Source organism: Streptomyces sp. NPDC005820, assembly GCF_040630255.1.
Taxonomy (GTDB): Bacteria; Actinomycetota; Actinomycetes; order Streptomycetales; family Streptomycetaceae; genus Streptomyces.
In genome coordinates this window covers 93,798-113,702 of the sequence record NZ_JBEXXE010000003.1, presented here as the reverse complement: position 1 = coordinate 113,702, position 19,905 = coordinate 93,798, and the positions used below count along the sequence as shown (strand labels likewise).

Below are 19,905 nucleotides of genomic sequence, written 5' to 3'. Positions count from 1 at the left end.
CATAGTGGGGAAGGGGGTGAAGGCGGTCAAGGTGCTTGAAGAGTCGAAAACATTCGACGCGAGAAGTTGAGGGAAAGTCAGCGTCTCCCCTGTTCTTTGCCAGGGCTTGGCGCTAACTTCGAGACACCAGTGGGAGCGATTCCATCAGTCGACGCGTCCGTCACGACGCGCTGAGCTGCAAGGAGTCGCTCATGCGACACCCCCCTCGTTCAATCCTTTTAGCCGTCGCCGGCACGGTCGCCCTCGGGACGGGCGTGACCGTGCCGGTCATGACGGCACAGGGAGCCACGCCCGCGTGCACGGTGGAGTACTCCGTCACCGGCCAGTGGGACGCCGGCTTCCAGGGGGCCGTGCGGATCACCAACAACGCGGCGGCCGTGACCAGTTGGAGCCTGACCTTCGACTTCGCGAACGGGCAGAAGGTCACCCAGGGCTGGAGCGCCAAGTGGTCCCAGACGGGCACGACGGTCACCGCGGCCAACGAGAGCTGGAACGGCTCGCTCGGTACCGGCGCGAGCGTCGACGCGGGCTTCATCGCGTCGAAAGGCACGACGAACGCCGTGCCGACGGCGTTCCGCCTCAACGGCACCACCTGCAACGTCGACGGCGGAACCACCCCGACCCCGACGCCGACACCCACCGCGACGGCCACCACCCCGCCCGGCACCGGTGACGCACCGCCCGCCCTGCACGTCTCCGGCAACAAGCTCGTGGACGCCGACGGCCGCACCCGCCGACTGCTCGGCGTGAACCGGTCCGGCGGCGAGTTCATGTGCGTCCAGGGCCGCGGCATCTGGGACGGCCCGGTCGACGACGCCGCCGTGCAGGCCATCGCCGACTGGAACGCCAACACGGTCCGCATCCCCCTCAACGAGGAGTGCTGGCTGGGCCTGTCGAACATCAACTCCGCCTACGGCGGATCGAACTACATCAACGCCGTCAAGGACCTGGTGGCCCGCGTCGAGGCGCACGGCATGACACCCGTCGTCGAACTGCACTGGACCTACGGCCAGTACACCGGCAACTCGGCCGGCTGCGCGGACGTGCACGCCAGCTGCCAGAAGCCGATGCCCGACATGCAGTACACCCCGTCGTTCTGGACGTCGGTCGCGAACACCTTCAAGGGCGACCAGGCCGTCGTGTTCGACCTGTTCAACGAGCCCTACCCGGACCGGGCCACCTCCACGGCCACCCAGGCGTGGCAGTGCTGGCGGGACGGCGGCACCTGCCCCGGTATCGGGTACGAGGTCGCCGGTATGCAGGATCTCGTCGACTCCATACGGTCGACCGGCGCCCGCAACGTGATCCTCGCCGGCGGCATCGCCTACTCCAACGACCTCAGCCAGTGGCTGACCTACAAACCCACCGACCCGACCGGCAATCTCGCCGCCGCCTACCACGTCTACAACTTCAACTCCTGCGCGAGCGAGAGCTGCTGGAACTCCACGCTCGCCCCCGTCGCCGCCCAGGTGCCGCTCGTGGCGGGCGAGATCGGGGAGAACACCTGCTCGCACGGGTTCGTCGACCAGGTCATGAAGTGGTTCGACGACCGGAGCCTGTCGTACCTGGGCTGGACCTGGAACACCTGGGACTGCTCCTCGGGCCCGTCCCTGATCTCCAGCTACGACGGGACCCCCACCGCGTACGGCACCGGGCTGCGCGACCATCTGCGCGCCCTCGACGGATAGGCGCCATCAGCAGCAAGGGATGTCAGGAACGGACAGAACGGACAACACCCGCGACGGACAAGGAAACCCGCACTCATGAGCCGTAGCAGAACAGCGATGCTCGCCGCGCTGGCGCTGGTCGCCGGCGCCTCCGGGACGGCACTCGCGGTGGTCCCGGGGGACCCGGGCATCGCCGCCATCCCGTGCACCGTCGCCTACACGGTGCAGAACCAGTGGGACACCGGCTTCACCGCCAACGTCACCGTGACCAACAACTCGGCCGCGAAGACGAGTTGGTCGGTGAAGTGGGCGTACGCCGGCAACCAGAAGATCACCAACGGCTGGAACGCGAAGATCACCCAGTCCGGTACGGCCGTCACCGCGAACAACGAGACCTACAACGGGACGCTGCCGAACGGCGGTTCGGTCAGCTTCGGGTTCCAGGCCTCCTACAGCGGCACCAACGCGGTCCCGGCCACGTTCACACTCGACGGGGTCACCTGCAACGTCGACAGCGGCGGCGGCACCCCCACCGACCCCGGCACCCCGACCGACCCGGGCACCCCGTCCACCAAGGTCGACAACCCGTATGCGGGCGCCAAGGTGTACGTGAACCCGGAGTGGTCGGCGAAGGCGGCCGCCGAGACGGGCGGCTCCCGCATCTCCAGCCAGCCCACCGGCGTCTGGCTCGACCGGATCGCCGCGATCAACGGCACCAGCACCAGCATGGGCCTGCGCGCCCACCTCGACGCGGCCCTCGCCCAGAAGGGCAGCGGTCAAGAGGTCGTCCAGCTGGTCGTCTACGACCTGCCCGGCCGCGACTGCGCGGCCCTCGCCTCCAACGGCGAACTCGGCCCGACGGAGATCGACAAGTACAAGACGCAGTTCATCGATCCGATCGCGGCGATCCTCGCCGACAGCAAGTACGCCTCGCTGCGGATCGTCACCACCATCGAGATCGACTCGCTGCCCAACCTGGTCACCAACACCGGCAGCCGGCCCACCGCCACCGCGGCCTGCGACACGATGAAGGCCAACGGCAACTACGTGAAGGGCGTCGGCTACGCCCTGAACAAGCTCGGCGCGATCCCCAACGTCTACAACTACATCGACGCCGGCCACCACGGCTGGCTCGGCTGGGACGACAACTTCGCGCCCGCCGCCCAGGTCTTCTACGAGGCCGCCAACGCGGAGGGGGCGACTGTAGACGATGTGCACGGCTTCATCACCAACACGGCGAACTACAGCGCCCTGAAGGAGAACAACTTCACCATCAACGACAGCGTCAACGGCACCTCCGTACGCCAGTCGAAGTGGGTGGACTGGAACCGGTACGTCGACGAGCTGTCGTACGCACAGGCCTTCCGCACCCAGCTGGTGTCCACCGGCTTCCGGTCGGGCATCGGCATGCTGATCGACACCTCCCGCAACGGCTGGGGCGGCACCGCACGGCCCACCGGTCCGGGCGCCACGACCAGCGTCGACACGTACGTCAACGGGGGCCGCTACGACCGCCGTATCCACATCGGCAACTGGTGCAACCAGTCCGGCGCCGGCCTCGGCGAGCGCCCGCAGGCCGCACCGGCCGCCGGGGTCGACGCGTACGTGTGGATGAAGCCGCCGGGCGAGTCCGACGGCTCCAGCACCGCCATCGCCAACGACGAGGGCAAGGGCTTCGACCGCATGTGCGACCCGACGTACACGGGCAACGCCCGTAACGGGAACAACATGTCGGGAGCCCTGGCCAACGCTCCGCTGTCCGGGCACTGGTTCTCGGCCCAGTTCCAGCAGCTGATGCAGAACGCCTACCCGCCGCTGTAGGAACCGGCGCGTGGTCCCGTCCGGCCGCTCCCGACCTCGGGGGGCGGCCGGACACGGCGGATTCCGGGACCGGAGGAGCGAAATTTTTGCCGTCCCGGCAACAAACATGGCCCTCGCGCGGTCGGTCGGAGCACGCTTGCGACACACCGACGAGAGGCTGACCACCATGGCGCACCACCCGCACGAGCACCGGCACGAGGGCGAGTCCGGGCACGATCACCGGGACACCGGCGAGCACGGGCACGGCCGCGGCCACCGGCACGGGCACGGCCACCACACCGACATCGACTGGGCGGAGATGGCCCCGCACCTCGAGGCCCAGGCGGAACTCTTCACGCCGCTGTACGAGCGGGCCCTGGCCTGGCTCGGCAAGGAGGTGACCGAGCCGGGGCTGATCGTCGACCTGGGCAGCGGTCCGGGCGTCGTCTCGGGACTGTTCGCCGAGACCTTCCCCGGCGCCCGGGTCCTCGCGGTCGACGGCTCCGAGCCGCTGCTGAAGCGGGCCGGCGAGCGGGCCGCCCGGCTCGGGTACGCCGACCGCTTCGGCACCCTGGCCGGTGAACTCCCCGGCGTACTCGACGAGTTGGACTACCCGGCCGACCTGCTGTGGGCGGGCCGCAGTCTGCACCACCTGGGCGACCAGCGCGCCGCCCTCACCGCCTTCGCGGAGCGGCTCGCACCCGGCGGCACGCTCGCGATCATGGAAGGGGGTCTGCCGAGCCGGTTCCTGCCGCGTGACATCGGCCTCGGCCGCCCCGGCCTGGAGTCGCGGCTCGACGCGCTGCAGGAGGAGTGGTTCGCGCAGATGCGGGCCGACCTGCCCGGCTCCGTCGAGGTGGCCGAGGACTGGCCGGCCCTGCTCGGCTCCGCCGGCCTGAAGCACACCCGCAGTCGCAGCTTCCTGCTCGACCTGCCCGCCCCCGCCTCCGACCGGGCCCGCACCTACATCGCCGACTGGCTGGGCCGGCTGCGCGAGATCTACGGCGACGCCCTCGACCCGGAGGACCGCGCCGCACTCGACCGCCTCCTCGACCCCGCCGACCCGGCCGGCGTGCGGCGCAGGTCCGACGTGTTCGTCCTGGCGGCACACACGGTGCATACGGCGGTGAAGCCCGCGTAACCCTGTCGGCGAGCCCCCGCACGCCCGCCGCCCGTCATCATTCTCCCGCCGACCGCGGACAGCCGACCGCGGACAGCCGACCGCCGACCGCCGACCGCCGACCGCCGACCGCGGACAGCCGACCGCCGACCGCCGCCCTTCTTCCGTCGACCGTCGACTGTCGACCACCGCCCGTCGACCGTCGACCGTCATCCGCCCACAGCCCCCGCAATGCGCCGACGGCCCTGCCCTCCGCCGACGCCCCCGCCATCCGCTCACCCCTCGTCATCCATAGTGACCTGGGTCACGTTTCAGCAGTACGATGGGAGTGCGGTTCCGCTCGGACGCGGCATCCCGGACGCGGTCCGTGCGGGGGGAGACGGGGGCCGTCATGGACCGTTACGTCAGTCAGGACATCAGCGGCTGGACGGAGTTGCGCGTCCACGGGGTGCCGGGGACGCCGCCGGAGGCCGAACTCTGCCACCCCGCCGTCGCGTTGGTGGCGGGCGACCGGCTCGCCGGCTTCTACCGCCGGGTCTGGGAGGGCGCCCGCGGCGCCCCGGACGGGCCGGACTTCCGACGCGAGGGATACGCCTGGGGAAAGCTCACCTCCGGCGACAACTCCCGTGCCCTGTGGCTGCTCCTGCTCCCCTTCATGTTCCTCAACCTCGCCTACTACATGGACCCGGGACACCGCATCGCCGACGGCCGCACCCGGGTCGTCCCGGAGCGCAACGCCGTCCAGCGGCTCCTCGCGCTCTCCCTCACCGGCACCTATGTGCTGGCCGCCACCTCGGTGTCGATGGACCTGGTCGGCTGGCAGTGCGGCGCGCCCACCGGATCCTCCCAACCGGCCTGCTCCAGCGGCGGGTTCTGGCTGAACTGGCTCCACTACGGCTGGATGGACTCCACCGGCCGGCACCTCGCCGTCGCCGCGATCGTGCCGCTCGCCCTCGTCGGACTGCTGTGGTGGACGGCCCGCAGGACCTGGGCCACCATGGAGGCCCAACAGGTCCCGCAGGTCGACCGTGCGGCGGACGTCCGACTGCCGCTGGAGGACCGCCGGTTGTGGAACGGCCGCGGACCCGTGCGCAAGCTGCGCGCCCTGCACGTCGCCGGGGCCCTCGCGGTCGTGGGCGTCCTGCTGCTCGCGCCGCTGCTGCCCGGCGCGGACCTCACAGCCCTTTCCCACGGCGACGCCTGGCACCCGGCGGCGGCCGTCCTGCGCAACCTCCTGCTGCTCGCCCTGCTTCTCGTCGTCGTCTTGGTCGTGGCCTGGGTGCCCTGGGTGAAGGACCGGAACCGGCCCGGGCAGGACGCGACCCGGCGGGACGGCGACGGCGGCCCCTACCGCCTCCTGCCCTGGCTCGTGGCCGCACTCGTGGCCGGTGCCCTCGCCGTCGCCTGCTGGGGCGCGGCGGACGGCAACCCGGCGGCCACGACGGACGCGACGGCCGGGACGACCGCCCTGCCCTGGCAGACCGGCGCCGTACGCTGGCTGCTCATCGCACAGGGCGCGCTGCTGCTGCTCCTCGCCGCCTCCCACGTCGTCCGCGGCACGGCGAAGAAGGCACCGGCCGGACACGACGTCCTCGGCAACCCCGACTTCCCGCGCCCGGCCTGGGGCGGCATGACCATGGCCGGGGTCGCCCTGCTCGCCACCCTGCTGGCGACCGCCCTCGCCGCGGGCGTCACCCTGCGCATCGCGGAGATACTGGGCGCCCCCACGGTCCCCGGACACACCACCGGCGATCAGCGGCCCCTCGTGGTGCCGACCGTGTACTTCTGGACGGCGGTGTGCGCGCTCGCCCTCGTCGTCGTGGCCCTGCTCCTCGCCGCCCTCGCCTGGACGGACATCCGCCGCGGCCGCACGGACGCGCTCAGCCGCGTCGAGGCGTTCTACCCTGCCGACGACACCCACGGAGCACCGCGGGGCCGGCGTCGGCGCATCGCCGCCGGGTGGGCCCGCGCGCGGGGGCTCGGACCCGCCGCCCAGGACGCCCTCGGCCTGCTGCTCCTCGCCGCCGCCGTGATCACGGTGGCCGGAGTCGCCCTGGACCTGGCCCTCGGCACCCGGCTCGTCACCGACGGCTCCCGCTGGCTGACCACCGCCGCCAACCTCGTCCTGACCGGCCTGGTCGCCGCACTGCTGTGGGCCGGACGCCAGGCCTACCGCAGCGAACGCTTCCGGCGCACGGTCGGCATCCTCTGGGACGTCGGCACCTTCTGGCCGCGCGCCACCCACCCCTTCGCCCCGCCCTGCTACGCCGAGCGGACCGTGCCCGACCTGCTGACCCGCCTGGAATACCTCACCGGCACCGCCGTCGACCACCAGGAGCCGCCGGGCGGCCGGGTCCTGCTGTCCTGCCACTCGCAGGGGTCCGTGATCGGGGCGGCCGTCCTGCTGCAGGCGAACACCACGGCCGGCGTCCGCACCGCCCTGCTGACCTACGGCTGCCCGCTGACCCGGCTGTACGCGCGGTTCTTCCCCGCCTACTTCAACGCCGACGCCGTACACCGGCTCGGACAGCTCCTCGCCCTCGCGCCGGGGGACGCCCTGCCCGCCCCCGGGGAGAACCCCGGCCTCGCCCGGGACACGCGCTGGTACAACCTGTACCGTCCCAGTGACCCCATCGGCGGATGGGTCGTACGGGACGCGGACCCGCTGCCGCCGGGCGCCACCCCGCACCGGGGAGACCGGCAGCTGCTCGACCCGATGCAGCTGTCGAAGCAGCTGGGCGACACCTGCTACCAGCCCCCGAAGGGCCACTCCGACTACTTCTCGGACCCGGCGTTCGACATGTGCGTCCGCGATCTCGTCGTCGGCGGCGGCACCGCTCCACCGCCCACCACCACCCCGCCCTCCACCACCGTTCCCGTCGTCCTGTCCGAATCGGTGGACGGCGCGGCCCCGGTCTCCCGGGCCCTGCTGTGAGAGGCGCCTGTCTCCCCCAAACCCTGCTCTGAGAGGAGAAGAGAAGAAAAGAAGAAGAGGAGAGAAGAGAAGAGGGGCGCGCCCGGCGGCCACGCCCCTCACCCCACGACGGTCCCGTCGACGGTCCCGGCCTCAGCCGATGTCGAACGTCGACGGATCCGGACCGATCCTCCGGTCCTCGTTCAACGCGCTGATCGCCGCCAGGTCCTCGATGTCCAGGCTGAAGTCGAACACCTCGATGTTCTCCCTGATCCGCGACGGCGTCACGGACTTCGGGATCACCACGTTGCCGACCTGGAGGTGCCAGCGCAGCACCACCTGGGCCGGCGTGCGGTTGTGCTTCTGGGCGATCGCGACGATCGCCGGCACCTCCAGCAGCCCCTTGCCCTGACCCAGCGGCGACCAGGCCTCGGTGGCGATGCCCTGCTCCGCGTGGAACTCCCGCAGCGCGTGCTGCTGCAGATGCGGGTGCAGCTCGATCTGGTTGACCGCCGGGATCACCGACGTCTCCTCGATCAGGCGCCGCAGCTGCTCGACGGGGAAGTTGGAGACGCCGATCGCCTTGACCCGGCCGTCGGCGTACAGCTTCTCGAACGCCTTGTACGTGTCGACGTACCGGTCCCGGGCGGGCAGCGGCCAGTGGATGAGGAACAGGTCGACGTGGTCCAGGCCCAGCTTCCCGAGCGAGGTGTCGAACGCGCGCAGGGTCGCGTCGTAGCCCTGGTCGGAGTTCCAGAGCTTGGTGGTGACGAAGATGTCCTCGCGGGGCACCCCGGAGGCGGCGATCGCCTTGCCGGTGCCCTCTTCGTTGCCGTAGATCGCCGCTGTGTCGATGCTGCGGTACCCGGCCTCCAGCGCGATGGAGACCGCCCGCTCCGCCTCGTCGTCCGGCACCTGCCAGACGCCGAAGCCCAGCTGGGGCATCTCCACGCCGTTGTTGAGGATGATCGGGGGGACCTTGCTGCTCACGAGCTCTCGATCCTTCGGTTGTCCGTCAAAGTCGTACTCCCATCGTCAACGATCACACACCGTGCAGCATTCCTGACCCCGCACCCACACCCCAAAGCTTTACGTCCGGTACAGCGCGTCGACCTCGTTCGCGTACGCGTTCTCGATCGCCTTGCGTTTGAGCTTCAGCGACGGAGTGAGCAGCCCGTGCTCCTCCGTGAACGGCTGCGCCAGGATGCGGAAGGTGCGGATCGACTCGGCCTGCGAGACAAGCGTGTTCGCGGCCACCACCGACCGGCGCACCTCCGCCTCCAGATCCGCGTCCCGCACCAGTTCGGCGGGCGTCATCGGCGGCTTGCCGCGCATCTGCAGCCAGTGCTCCACCGCCTCGTGGTCGAGCGTGACCAGAGCGGCGACGAACGGCCGGTCGTTGCCGACGACGATGCACTGGCCGACCAGCGGATGGTCGCGCACCCGCTCCTCCAGCAGCCCCGGCGAGACGCTCTTGCCGCCCGAGGTGACGAGGATCTCCTTCTTGCGGCCGGTGATGGTCAGATAGCCGTCCTCGTCGAGGGAGCCCAGGTCGCCGGTGGCCAGCCACCCGTCGTGCAGGGTCTCGTCGGTCGCCTTGGGGTTGTTGAGATAGCCCTGGAACACGTTGTCGCCGCGCAGCCAGATCTCCCCGTCGTCCGCGATGTGCACGGTCATGCCGGGAATGGGCTGCCCGACCGTGCCGTAGCGGGTGCGGCCGGGCGGGTTCGCGGTCGCCGCCGCCGTCGACTCGGTCAGCCCGTACCCCTCGTAGACCTGCACCCCCGCGCCCGCGAAGAACAGCCCGAGCCGGCGGTCCATCGCCGAACCGCCCGACATCGCGTGCCGCACCCGGCCGCCCATCGCCGCGCGCACCTTCGAGTAGACGACCTTGTCGAAGAACTGGTGCTGCATCCGCAGCCCCGCCGACGGGCCCGGCCCGGTGCCCCACGCCTTCGCCTCCACCGCCTCCGCGTACGCCGTCGCCACCTCCACCGCCTTCTCGAACGGCCCCGACCTGCCCTCCCGTTCGGCCTTGCGGCGGGCCGCGTTGAACACCTTCTCGAAGATGTACGGCACGGCCAGGAAGAACGTGGGCCGGAACGCGGCGAGGTCCGGCAGCAGCGCCGCCGCGTGCAGCTGCGGCTGATGACCGAAACGGACCCTGCCGCGGATCGCCGCGATCTGCACCATCCGCCCGAAGACATGCGCGAGCGGCAGGAACAGCAGCGTCGCCGCCTCGTCGCCCTTGCGGGAGTGGAACACCGGCTCCCACCGCTCGATGACCGTGTCCGCCTCGAACATGAAGTTGCCGTGCGAGATCACACAGCCCTTGGGCCGGCCCGTGGTGCCCGAGGTGTAGATGACGGTGGCGATCGAGTCGGGCGTGACCGCCTCCCGGTGCCGGTGCACCACCTCGTCCTCCACCGAGGCGCCCGCGTCGTACAGCTCCTGCACACACCCCTCGTCCAGCTGCCACAGCCGCCCGAGCCGCGGCAGCCGGTCGATGACCGTGGCGATCGTCATCGCGTGGTCCTCGTGCTCCACGACCGCCGCCGTGCACTCCGCGTCGTACAGCATCCAGAAGCACTGCTCCGCCGACGACGTCGGATACACCGGCACCACCTGCGCGCCGATCGTCCACAGCGCGTAGTCGAACAGGGTCCACTCGTAACGGGTGCGGGACATGATCGCGACCCGGTCGCCGAACCGGACCCCCTGCGCGAGCAGGCCCTTCGCGAGCGCGAGGACCTCGTCGCGGAACTCGGCGGACGTCACGTCCCGCCACCGGCCGTGCTCGTCCTTGCGGCCGAGCGCCACACGGTGCGGGTCCTGCTGGGCATGCGTGAACACGACATCGGCCAGACCGCCGACCGGCGGTGCCAACGCCAACGGAGGGTTGGTGAACTCGCGCAAAACCAGCACCCCGCTTCTCAAGGCCGCGCAGCGCCGTGAAAGCTACCCCACCCTCGGGCGGGGCGGGAGGGGCCGGAAAGCGAGTGATGCTCTCGTCTGCGCTGGTCAGTGCCGGAAAATGGGCTCACATGGGGAAGGGTCGGACAGAAAACTGACGGTTCAGTAAGTTTCGGTGCCGCAATCTCCACCGAATCTGCCCGCGGCACTTACGCCGCCCGCCCCCTCCCCACGAGGCTCACGGACGACGCGCCACCTTCTCCTCGGACAGCGCCGCGACGGCCGAATCCGTCACTGGTGTGGCAGCCGCATCGGTCACTGCGCCTGCGGTCGGGTCCGGCACAGTGCCGACGGACGAATCGGTCACTGTGCCTGCGGTCGGGTCCGGCACAGTGCCGACAGCCGCATCGGCCGCTGTGCCTGCGGCCGAGTCGGTCGCTCCGGCGCCGGCCGCCACGCGTGGCGCCCGCACCAGCAGCAGTACCAGCAGACCGGCGACCAGCCCCGCACAGCCCGCCGCCACCAGCGCCGCGTCGAGCCCGGCGGCGAACGCCGCCCGCAGCGTGTGCGCCGGTACGACCCCCTCGAACGCCGCCGCACCCCCGCCCGCCACCGCGTGCGCGGTCCCCCGCGGCAGATCGTCCGCCATCCGCGACGTCAGTACGGTCCCGAAGACCGCCACCCCGAGCGCGTACCCCAGCTGCCGTACGGTGTTCACCGCACCGCCCGCCATCCCGTGCCGCGCCGGCTCCACCGCCGCCAGCGCCGCGCCCGCGACGGTCGGCGACACGAACCCGGTCCCCACGCCCACCAGCACGAACCCGGGCACCAGCGCCCTCCAGTCCGACCCGGCCCCCAGCACCGCCTGGGCCAGACACCCCGCGCCGATCAGCAGCAGCCCGCCCCCGATCGTCAGCCGCGCCGGTACACCGTCCAGCCTCTTGCCCACCACGATCGCCGTGACCATCGCCGCCACCGTCATCGGCAGCAGCGTCAGCCCCCCGCGCACCGGGCTCATCCCCAGCAGCGTCTGCATCCAGATCGACAGATACGGCGTCACCCCGAACGCCACCCCGCTGAAGGCCAGCGCCCCCACCAGCACCCCGACGAACGCCGGCCGGCGCAGCAGCGCAAGATCCAGCAGCGGATGCGCCGCCCGCCGCTCCACCAGCACGAAACAGACCAGCGCGAGCGCGGCCAGCAGGAACGAGGCCGCCGTCGCCGTCGCCGTCCAGCCGTCCTCCCCGGCCCGTACGACGGCGTACGTCGTCCCGCCCGCGAACGCCGCGAAGGCCCCCGTACCCGCCCAGTCGACCCGCTTCCCCCGCGGACCGGTGGACTCCGGCACCACCCTCAGCGTCAGCCACACCGAGACCACGCTCACCGGCAGATTCACGAAGAAGATCCACCGCCAGCCCGGCCCCTCGGCCAGCAGCCCGCCCGCGATCGGCCCGACCGCCGCGGCCCCGCCGCTCACCGCGCCCCACACCCCGAGCGCCGCCGACCGCCGCCGCCCCTCGTACACCGAGCCCAGCAGCGGCAACGTCGTCGCGAACATCGCCGCCGCCCCCACGCCCTGCACGGCCCGCGCCGCCACCAGCGTCCCCGGCCCCGACGCCAGCCCGCACAGCAGGGACGCCGCCGCGAACAGCACCACCCCCGCCACATGCACCCGCCGCCGCCCCAGAATGTCGGCCGCGGCCCCCACCCCGAGCAGCAGCGCCGCCAGCGCCAGCGCGTACCCGTCCACCACCCACTGCAGATCACTCAGCGAGGCGCCCAGCGCCTTCGCCATGTCCGGCAGCGCCACCACCACGATCGTCACGTCCAGCAACAACATGAACGTGCCCAGACACACCGCCGTCAGCGGCCCCCAACCGCGCATCTCTCCACTCCTGTCCGATGGATGCTGTATGCGAAATGCTGCTGCGTGCCTTGTGTATGCAGCATTCCGTACGATGGCTACAGCGCGGCCGATCGCGGCGGTATACGGCATACCGCCGACGGAATCCGACGGGGGAGCGTCCGATGAGGATGGAATCCGACACGTTCGATCAGCTGGACCTGCAGGTGCTGTCGGCGCTGGAGGTCGACGGCCGGGCCTCCTTCAGCCGGCTCGGCGCGGTCCTCGGCGTCTCCGACCAGACCGTCGCCCGCCGCTTCCGCCGCCTCAGCGCCGAGGCGGGCCTCCGGGTCGTCGCCGTCCGCGACGCCGAACGCCTCGGCCAGGACCAGTGGATGCTCCGCCTGCGCTGCGTCCCCGACAGCGCCACCGTCATCGCCGACGCCCTCGCCAAACGCCGCGACACCGCCTGGATCGGCCTGGGCTCCGGCGGCACCGAGATCGTCTGCATGACCCGCCCCCGCCACCCCGGCGACCACGACGACCTGCTCCTCGCCAAACTCCCGCGCACCCCCAGCGTCGTCGAGATCCGCGCCCAGCAGCTCCTGCACCGCTTCTACGGCGGCCCCACCGGCTGGCTGCGCAAGTACGGCGCCCTCGACGCCGACCAGACCGCGGCCCTCACCCCCTGCTTCGACACCCCCGCCGGCCCCGCCCGGATCACCCCCGAGGACGAACCCCTCCTCGCCGTCCTCGAACGCGACGGCCGCGCCGGATACCCCGAACTCCAGCGCGCCACCGGCCGCTCCGAGTCCGCCGTCAAACGCCGCCTCGCCGCCCTGCTCGCCTCCGGCGCCGTCTACATCGACGTCGAGTACCACTCCGAGGCCTTCGGGCACGGCCTCGCCGCCGCCCTGTGGATCACGACCGCGCCCTCCGCGCTGCACGCGGTCGGCGAGGCCCTCGCCACCCACGACGAGATCGCCTTCGCCTCGGCCACCGCCGGCCCCTCCCAGATCGTCGTCACCGCAGTCGTCCGGGACACGGCCGGGTTGTACGGATACCTCAGCGGGGCGCTCGGGCGGCTGGAGGGGGTACAGCATGTGGAGGCCACGCCGTTCCTGCGGAGGGTGAAGCAGCTGACTTATCAGGAGGTGGGGCGGTGAGGGGGGTGAGGGGGTGAAGGGGGGAGGGGCAGCGGGCGTGGTCTAGGTCGACGGCAGACGGTATGCAATATGCGGTCTGCGGTCTGCGGTCTGCGGTCTGCGGTCTGCGGTCTGCGGTCCGCCGTCTCCCGGCCGCAGTGTGCGGTATGCAATGTTCCGCCTCGTGTATGCACCCCATGGCCGCCACCTCATCCGCCCTCCCCGCCCTCCCGAGAACCACCCCGCCTCCCGCCTCCCGCCACCGGCCGTCGTTGCAGCCGGTCCCCGCCGGCCAGGATCGCCGCCGCCAGTGCGTCCGCCGCTCCCTGGGCCGATGTGTGCCGCCGCCCGTGTACCAGGACGAAGTCGACGCGGCCCAGTTCCGGCAGTCCAGCCCGGTCCGGGACGCGGACGAGGCCCGGTGGGACGAGGCCGCGGGAGTGGGCCATGACGCCGAGGCCGGCCCGGGCGGCGGCGATCAGCCCGTTGAGGCTGCCGCTCGTGCAGACGATCCGCCAGGCGCGTCCCTGCCGTTCGAGTGCCTCGAAGGCGAGGGCGCGGGTGATGCCGGGCGGCGGGAAGACGATGAGCGGCACGGGGCGTTCGGGGTCGAGGCGGAGCCGTTCGGCGCCGATCCACACCAGGTCGTCGTGCCAGACCAGTTCGCCGCGCGGGTCCTCGGGGCGCCGTTTGGCGAGCACCAGGTCGAGCTTCCCGGCGGCGAGGTGTTCGTAGAGGGTGCCGGACAGTTCCACGGTCAGTTCGAGGTCGACCTCGGGGTGGTCGTAACGGAAGCCCTCCAGGATCTCCGGCAGCCGGGTCAGCACGAAGTCCTCGGAGGCGCCGAAACGGAGCCGGCCGCGCAGTCGCGTGCCCGTGAAGAAAGCGCTTGCCTGCTCGTGGACGTCCAGAATCCGGCGCGCGAAACCCAGCATCGCCTCGCCGTCCTCGGTGAGCTCCACGGAGTGCGTGTCCCGGGTGAACAGGGCCCGTCCGGTCGCGTCCTCCAGTCGCCGTACGTGCTGGCTCACGGTGGACTGGCGAAGCCCGAGCCGGCGCGCGGCCTGAGTGAAACTCAGTGTCTGGGCGACCGCCAGGAAGGTCCGCAGATGCGAGGGATCGTACACAGTAGGCACTGTACTGGTTATCGCATACAGCGATCACAGTCAGAGCGGTATGACGGATTCCCGATCACGGAACGGAAGAGGACGATGGAGAGGGGCCCCCGGCCCCCGACGCGCCCCCATCGAACGTACGTGGAGCACCGTGAAACGCCTGCAGTGGCCGAGTCGGATGCCGGTCGACCCCTACATCCTGCTGTTGCTCGGGACGGTCGGGCTCGCGGCACTGTTCCCGGCCCGCGGCGCCGCCGCCGACGTGGCCTCCGGAGCCTCCACGGCCGCCATCGCCTTCCTCTTCTTCCTGTACGGCGCCCGTCTCTCCACCCGTGAAGCACTCGACGGTCTGAAGCACTGGCGGCTTCACACCACCGTCCTCGTCTGCACCTTCGTCGTCTTCCCGCTGCTGGGCCTCGCCGCCCGCGGCCTCGTGCCGGTGTTCCTCACCCAGCCGCTCTACCAGGGGCTACTCTTCCTCACCCTGGTCCCGTCGACGGTCCAGTCGTCGATCGCCTTCACCTCGATCGCCCGCGGGAACGTTCCTGCGGCGATCTGTGCCGGCTCCTTCTCCTCTCTGGTGGGCATCGTCGTCACCCCGCTGCTCGCGGCCGCCCTCCTCGGCAGCGGCGGAGGGGGCTTCTCGGCCGACTCGCTGGTGGAGATCGTGCTGCAGTTGCTGGTGCCGTTCGCCGCCGGGCAGCTGCTGCGCCGCTGGATCGGCGCCTTCGTCGCCCGCCACAAGAAGGTGCTCGGGCTGGTCGACCGCGGCTCGATCCTCCTGGTCGTCTACACCGCGTTCAGCGAGGGCATGGTCCAGGGCATCTGGCACCAGGTCAGCCCCGTACGCCTCGGCGGCCTGCTCGTCGTCGAGGCCGTGCTGCTCGTGGTGATGCTCGCCCTGACCTGGTACGGCGGCAAGGCGCTGCGCTTCGGCCGGGAGGACCGGATCGCCCTGCAGTTCGCGGGCTCGAAGAAGTCCCTCGCCTCCGGACTGCCCATGGCGAGCGTCCTGTTCGGCGCGCACGCCTCCCTCGCCGTGCTGCCGCTGATGCTGTTCCACCAGATGCAGCTGATGGTGTGCGCGGTGATCGCCAAGCGGCGCGCACGGGATCCGCTGGAGGAGTCACGGACGGCCAACGAACAGCGGGCGTCGGCAGCGGTGTGAGGCGCCCGAACGTGACCGCCGCACGGGCCTGTTGATCCGGATCCCGGGCACGCAGGGCTCATGACCGATAACGTTCCGTCATGACCGCACCCCTCACGCTCGCCCCCGCGCGCACCGCCCTCGTCCTCGTCGACCTGATGGACCGGATCGTCGCCCTGCCCCTGGAACCCCGCAAGGGCACCGAAGTGCTGTCCGTCGCCGAGGAGTTGGCGCACGCCTTCCGCACGGCCGGCGCCCCGGTCGTCCTCGTCCGCGTCGAACGCCCCGGCGTCGCCGAACAGCCGCCCGGCAGCGGACTCGTCCACGGGCTGCTCGCCGAGGGCGACGTGGAGATCGTCAAGCGCACGATCGGCGCCTTCCAGGGCACCGGCCTGGACGAGGCGCTGCGCGCCCGTGGCGTCACCACCGTCGTGCTCGGCGGCATCGCCACCAACCTCGGCGTCGAGTCCACCGCCCGAGCCGCCGGCGACCTCGGCTACGACCTCGTCTTCGTCGAGGACGCCATGGCCGCGCTCACCGAGGCCGAGCACCAGGCGTCGGTGAAGCTGGACTTCCCGCGGCTCGGCACGGTCGTACGGGCGGCGCGGCTGCGCCTGGCGGCGGACTGAGGCGGGGCCCCGCGGCGCAGGGGGCGCTCCCCGCCGTTCGGGGCCCCGCCGCCGTGCCGCGGGGAGACCGGGTCACCCGCGGGCGGCCGCGGTCCGCAGGGCGATGCGGTCCTCACCCGCGTACACGTTCATGGAGCTGCCCCGCAGGAAGCCCACCAGCGTCAGTCCCGTCTCCGCGGCCAGGTCCACGGCCAGCGAGGACGGCGCCGAGACCGCCGCGAGCACCGGGATGCCCGCCATCACGGCCTTCTGCGCCAGCTCGAAGGAGGCCCGCCCCGACACCAGCAGGATCGTGCGGGACAGGGGCAGGTCACCGTTCTGCAGGGCACGCCCGACGAGCTTGTCGACCGCGTTGTGCCGGCCCACGTCCTCACGTACGTCCAGCAGCTCGCCGTCCTCGGTGAACAGGGCCGCCGCGTGCAGACCCCCGGTCCGGTCGAAGACCCGCTGGGCCGCGCGCAGCCGGTCGGGGAGTTCCGCGAGCAGGTCGGCGTCGACGCGGACCGGGGGAGTGTCGGCGATGGGCCAGCGGGCGGTCGTCCGCACCGCGTCCAGGCTGGCCTTGCCGCACAGCCCGCAGGACGAGGTGGTGTACACGTTCCGCTCGAGGGTGATGTCGGGGACCGTGACGCCGGGGGACGTCCTCACGTCCACGACGTTGTAGGTGTTGGAGCCGTCGGCGGTCGCCCCCGCGCAGTAGACGATGTTCTGCAGATCGGATGCAGTAGCCAGTACGCCCTCGCTGACCAGGAATCCGGCCGCCAGCGCGAAGTCGTCGCCCGGGGTGCGCATGGTGATGGCGAGCGGCTTGCCGTTCAGCCGGATCTCCATCGGTTCCTCGGCGACGAGTGTGTCCGGGCGGGTGGATACCGCTCCGTCGCGTATGCGGAGCACCTTGCGTCGTTCGGTGACTCGTCCCATGTGGTGATCAGCCCCGGTTCTGTACGTGCTGGTAGCCGAAGCGGCCCTTGATGCAGAGATTGCCGTGGGTCACCGGGTTGTCGTGCGGAGAGGTGACCTTCACGATTTCATTGTCCTGCACGTGGAGGGTCAGATTGCAGCCCACTCCGCAGTATGCGCACACCGTCGTCGTCCGGGTCTGGGCCGACTCGTCCCAGGTGCCCGCCTCGCGCCGGTCGTACTCCGACTTGAACGACAGCGCCCCCGTCGGGCACACCTCGATGCAGTTCCCGCAGTACACACACGCCGAGTCGGTCAGCGGCGCGTCCTGTTCCACGGCGATCCGGGCGTCGAAACCCCGGCCCGTCACGGAGATCGCGAAGGTGTTCTGCCACTGGTCCCCGCAGGCGTCGACGCACTTGTAGCAGAGGATGCACTTGTCGTAGTCACGGACGTAGAGATCGTTGTCGATCTTCGGTTCTTCGTTCAGGCGGGCCGCGTCCGGGCCGAAACGGTCCGGCTTCGCCTCGTACTCCTTGATCCATCCCGCGGTCCGGGGTGTCGTGGACAGGTCGACCGAGGAGGCCAGCAGTTCCAGGACGATCTTCCGGCTGTGCCGGACGCGCTCGGTGTCCGTGCGCACCACCATCCCCGGCTCGGCCCGGCGCGAGCAGGCCGGCGCCAGCGTGCGCGCCCCCTCGACCTCGACGACGCACATCCGGCACGCGTTCTTCGGCCGCAGCGTGTCCCCCTCGCACAGGGTCGGCACGTCCTTCCCCGCGGCCCGGCACGCGTCGAGGATCGTCGCCCCCTCCGGAACCCGGACCTCCGTCCCGTCGATCGTGAACTCCAGCAGCCGACGCGGGATCCCCAGCGGTGTCACGGTCATGTGTACGCCCCCAGACGGTCGATGGCGGATTCCACGGCGTTCCACGCGGTCTGCCCCAGACCGCAGATCGAGGCGTCCCGCATCGCCCGCCCCACCTCCCTGAGCAGGGCGATGTCATCGGCCGCCGCCGCGCCCGCACGGTCGGCGATCCGGCGCAGCGCCTCCTCCTGGCGCACGGTCCCCACCCGGCACGGCACGCACTGCCCGCACGACTCGTCGCGGAAGAACTCCGCGATGCGCAGCAGCAGCCGGGGGAGCGGCACCGTGTCGTCGATCGCCATGACCACCCCCGAACCCAGCGTCGTGCCCGCCTCGCGGGTGCCCTCGAAGGTGAGCGGGATGCCGAGCTCGTCCGGCCGTACGAAGCCGCCCGCCGCACCGCCGAGCAGCACGGCCCGCAGCCCCGGCCGCACTCCCGCCCGTTGCAGCAGCCCGCCCAGCGTCACGCCGAACGGCAGCTCGTACACGCCGGGACGCTCGACACTGCCCGAGACGCAGTACAGCTTGGGGCCGGTGGACGCCGCCGTGCCGATCGCCGCGTATGCCGGCGCGCCCATGGTCAGGATCGGCAGGACGTTGACGAGTGTCTCCACGTTGTTCTCGACCGTCGGCTTGCCGAACAGGCCCTTCTCCACGGGGAACGGCGGCTTCGACCGCGGTTCGCCCCGGTATCCCTCGATCGAGTTGAACAGTGCGGTCTCCTCGCCGCAGATGTAGGCGCCCGCGCCGCGCCGGATCTCGATGTCGAAGGCGAAACCCTGGCCGAGGACGTCGTCGCCGAGCAGACCGCGGGCCCGCGCCTGGTCGACGGCATACTGCATACGATGTATCGCCCGCGGATACTCGCCGCGCAGGTAGAGGTATCCGGTATGCGCGCCGATCGCATACGCCGCGATCGTCATCGCCTCCACCAGCGCGTACGGATCACCCTCCATGATCACGCGGTCCTTGAAGGTGCCCGGCTCGGATTCGTCGGCGTTGCACACCAGATGGTGCGGACGGTCCGGCTGGGACGCCGTGGCCTGCCATTTGCGGCCCGTGGGGAAGGCCGCGCCGCCACGGCCGACCAGGCCGGAGTCGGTGACCTCGCGGATGACCCCGGCGGGGCCGAGCGCGAACGCCCGCCGCAGGGCCGCGTATCCGCCGTGCGCCCGGTAGTCGTCCAGCGACGACGGATCGACCTCGCCGATGCGCCGCAGCAGCGTCAGCGACGGATCGCCGGCCTGCGGGACGGCCCGCGCCGGCGGCGGCTCCTGCGGTGCCGAGTCGGGCGCGCTCGCGGCGAGTACGGCCGCCTCGACGCCCGACGGCGCCGACACCGCCGTACGCACCGGATCACCCGCCCTGATCGCGAGGGCGGCCGGGGCGCGTTCGCACAGGCCGAGGCAGGGGCTGCGCTCCACGGCCACCCCACTGCCCGGACCGAGCCGGGCCTCGACCCCGGCGCACAGCTCCGCCGCGCCGGCCGCCGCGCAGGCCAGGTCCGTGCACAGGTGCAGCACGGTCGCCGGGCGGGGCCGCACGGAGAACATCGCGTAGAAGGTGGCGACGCCGTACGCCTCCGCCGGCGGCACGGTCAGCCGCCGGCACAGGTAGTCCAGGGCGCCCTCGCTGATCCAGCCGACGCGGTCGTTGAGGGCGTGCAGCCCCGGCAGCAGCAGGTCACGGCGGTCGCGGGCCTCGCGCCCGCCGCGCGCCCACCGAAGGTCGGCGTCCGTGCGGTCGGCGCCCTCCCACGACGACTGCGGAGGGCCGAGCAGGGCGTCCACGGCTGCCCGTTCCTCGTCGGTCGGCTTGCTGTCGCCGAAGTGCAGGTCCACTTG

14 protein-coding genes are annotated in these 19,905 nt (G+C 71.6%); 7 read left to right on the top strand and 7 right to left on the bottom strand.

Annotated features, from left to right (window positions below):
• Nucleotides 1-191: 191 nt before the first annotated feature.
• The 4 genes from ABZ464_RS04650 to ABZ464_RS04635 all read left to right on the top strand — a co-directional run bounded on the left by ABZ464_RS04650 (nt 192) and on the right by ABZ464_RS04635 (nt 7,522).
• A complete protein-coding gene (locus tag ABZ464_RS04650) occupies nt 192-1,688 on the top strand; it encodes a cellulase family glycosylhydrolase (protein WP_359270881.1) in 1,497 nt (498 codons plus the stop codon).
• A 75-nt stretch (nt 1,689-1,763) separates the two neighbouring features.
• Nucleotides 1,764-3,488, top strand: coding sequence for a glycoside hydrolase family 6 protein (locus ABZ464_RS04645; protein WP_359270878.1), 1,725 nt, complete (start codon nt 1,764-1,766; stop codon nt 3,486-3,488).
• A gap of 166 nt (nt 3,489-3,654) precedes the next feature.
• Nucleotides 3,655-4,608, top strand: a complete 954-nt coding sequence (locus tag ABZ464_RS04640; protein WP_359271426.1) for a class I SAM-dependent methyltransferase — start codon at nt 3,655-3,657, stop codon at nt 4,606-4,608.
• 370 nt (nt 4,609-4,978) lie between these two features.
• Nucleotides 4,979-7,522 (top strand): hypothetical protein, encoded by a 2,544-nt coding sequence (locus ABZ464_RS04635; RefSeq protein WP_359270875.1) that lies wholly within the window; start codon nt 4,979-4,981, stop codon nt 7,520-7,522.
• Nucleotides 7,523-7,654: 132 nt separating this feature from the next.
• Here ABZ464_RS04635 and ABZ464_RS04630 read toward each other — a convergent pair whose 3' ends face one another.
• The 3 genes from ABZ464_RS04630 to ABZ464_RS04620 all read right to left on the bottom strand — a co-directional run bounded on the left by ABZ464_RS04630 (nt 7,655) and on the right by ABZ464_RS04620 (nt 12,299).
• Nucleotides 7,655-8,491 (bottom strand): aldo/keto reductase, encoded by an 837-nt coding sequence (locus ABZ464_RS04630; RefSeq protein ID WP_359270872.1) that lies wholly within the window; start codon nt 8,489-8,491, stop codon nt 7,655-7,657.
• Nucleotides 8,492-8,590: 99 nt separating this feature from the next.
• Nucleotides 8,591-10,417, bottom strand: a complete 1,827-nt coding sequence (locus tag ABZ464_RS04625; protein ID WP_359271423.1) for an AMP-dependent synthetase/ligase — start codon at nt 10,415-10,417, stop codon at nt 8,591-8,593.
• Nucleotides 10,418-10,652: 235 nt separating this feature from the next.
• On the bottom strand, nt 10,653-12,299 hold the full coding sequence (locus tag ABZ464_RS04620; protein WP_359270869.1) for an MFS transporter: 1,647 nt from the start codon (nt 12,297-12,299) through the stop codon (nt 10,653-10,655).
• Between the two features lie 143 nt (nt 12,300-12,442).
• On the opposite strand from ABZ464_RS04620, the gene ABZ464_RS04615 reads away from it, so the two are divergent.
• The gene (locus ABZ464_RS04615) at nt 12,443-13,423 is read left to right on the top strand and encodes an AsnC family transcriptional regulator (protein WP_359270866.1); all 981 of its coding nucleotides are present in this window, start codon (nt 12,443-12,445) and stop codon (nt 13,421-13,423) included.
• 188 nt (nt 13,424-13,611) lie between these two features.
• Here the strand turns inward: ABZ464_RS04615 and ABZ464_RS04610 are convergent, their stop codons facing one another.
• The gene (locus ABZ464_RS04610) at nt 13,612-14,529 is read right to left on the bottom strand and encodes a LysR substrate-binding domain-containing protein (protein ID WP_359270863.1); all 918 of its coding nucleotides are present in this window, start codon (nt 14,527-14,529) and stop codon (nt 13,612-13,614) included.
• 139 nt (nt 14,530-14,668) lie between these two features.
• On the opposite strand from ABZ464_RS04610, the gene ABZ464_RS04605 reads away from it, so the two are divergent.
• The gene (locus tag ABZ464_RS04605) at nt 14,669-15,685 is read left to right on the top strand and encodes a bile acid:sodium symporter family protein (protein WP_359270860.1); all 1,017 of its coding nucleotides are present in this window, start codon (nt 14,669-14,671) and stop codon (nt 15,683-15,685) included.
• An 80-nt stretch (nt 15,686-15,765) separates the two neighbouring features.
• A complete protein-coding gene (locus ABZ464_RS04600; protein ID WP_359270857.1) occupies nt 15,766-16,293 on the top strand; it encodes an isochorismatase family protein in 528 nt (175 codons plus the stop codon).
• 72 nt (nt 16,294-16,365) lie between these two features.
• Here ABZ464_RS04600 and fdhD read toward each other — a convergent pair whose 3' ends face one another.
• From fdhD to ABZ464_RS04585, 3 genes are read right to left on the bottom strand one after another with little or no spacing between them, the layout of a single operon-like run.
• Nucleotides 16,366-17,214 carry a formate dehydrogenase accessory sulfurtransferase FdhD gene (gene fdhD, locus ABZ464_RS04595; protein ID WP_359270855.1) on the bottom strand — a complete coding sequence of 283 codons (849 nt, stop codon included), beginning with the start codon at nt 17,212-17,214 and terminating at the stop codon, nt 16,366-16,368.
• A gap of 7 nt (nt 17,215-17,221) precedes the next feature.
• Nucleotides 17,222-18,082: a 2Fe-2S iron-sulfur cluster-binding protein gene (locus tag ABZ464_RS04590; RefSeq protein ID WP_359270852.1), complete on the bottom strand. Its 861-nt coding sequence runs from the start codon at nt 18,080-18,082 to the stop codon at nt 17,222-17,224.
• Nucleotides 18,079-19,902: an NADH-ubiquinone oxidoreductase-F iron-sulfur binding region domain-containing protein gene (locus ABZ464_RS04585; RefSeq protein WP_359271420.1), complete on the bottom strand. Its 1,824-nt coding sequence runs from the start codon at nt 19,900-19,902 to the stop codon at nt 18,079-18,081. Before ABZ464_RS04585 ends, ABZ464_RS04590 begins: the two co-directional genes overlap by 4 nt.
• Nucleotides 19,903-19,905: the final 3 nt, after the last annotated feature.

Bases quoted from the DNA above. Each gene is read 5' to 3' on its own strand.
- ABZ464_RS04635 (WP_359270875.1), top strand. From the start codon at position 4,979: ATGGACCGTTACGTCAGTCAGGACATCAGCGGCTGGACGGAGTTGCGC.
- ABZ464_RS04600 (WP_359270857.1), top strand. From the start codon at position 15,766: ATGACCGCACCCCTCACGCTCGCCCCCGCGCGCACCGCCCTCGTCCTC.
- ABZ464_RS04645 (WP_359270878.1), top strand. From the start codon at position 1,764: ATGAGCCGTAGCAGAACAGCGATGCTCGCCGCGCTGGCGCTGGTCGCC.
- ABZ464_RS04590 (WP_359270852.1), bottom strand. From the start codon at position 18,082: ATGACCGTGACACCGCTGGGGATCCCGCGTCGGCTGCTGGAGTTCACG.
- fdhD (WP_359270855.1), bottom strand. From the start codon at position 17,214: ATGGGACGAGTCACCGAACGACGCAAGGTGCTCCGCATACGCGACGGA.
- ABZ464_RS04615 (WP_359270866.1), top strand. From the start codon at position 12,443: ATGAGGATGGAATCCGACACGTTCGATCAGCTGGACCTGCAGGTGCTG.
- ABZ464_RS04620 (WP_359270869.1), bottom strand. From the start codon at position 12,299: ATGCGCGGTTGGGGGCCGCTGACGGCGGTGTGTCTGGGCACGTTCATG.
- ABZ464_RS04650 (WP_359270881.1), top strand. From the start codon at position 192: ATGCGACACCCCCCTCGTTCAATCCTTTTAGCCGTCGCCGGCACGGTC.
- ABZ464_RS04640 (WP_359271426.1), top strand. From the start codon at position 3,655: ATGGCGCACCACCCGCACGAGCACCGGCACGAGGGCGAGTCCGGGCAC.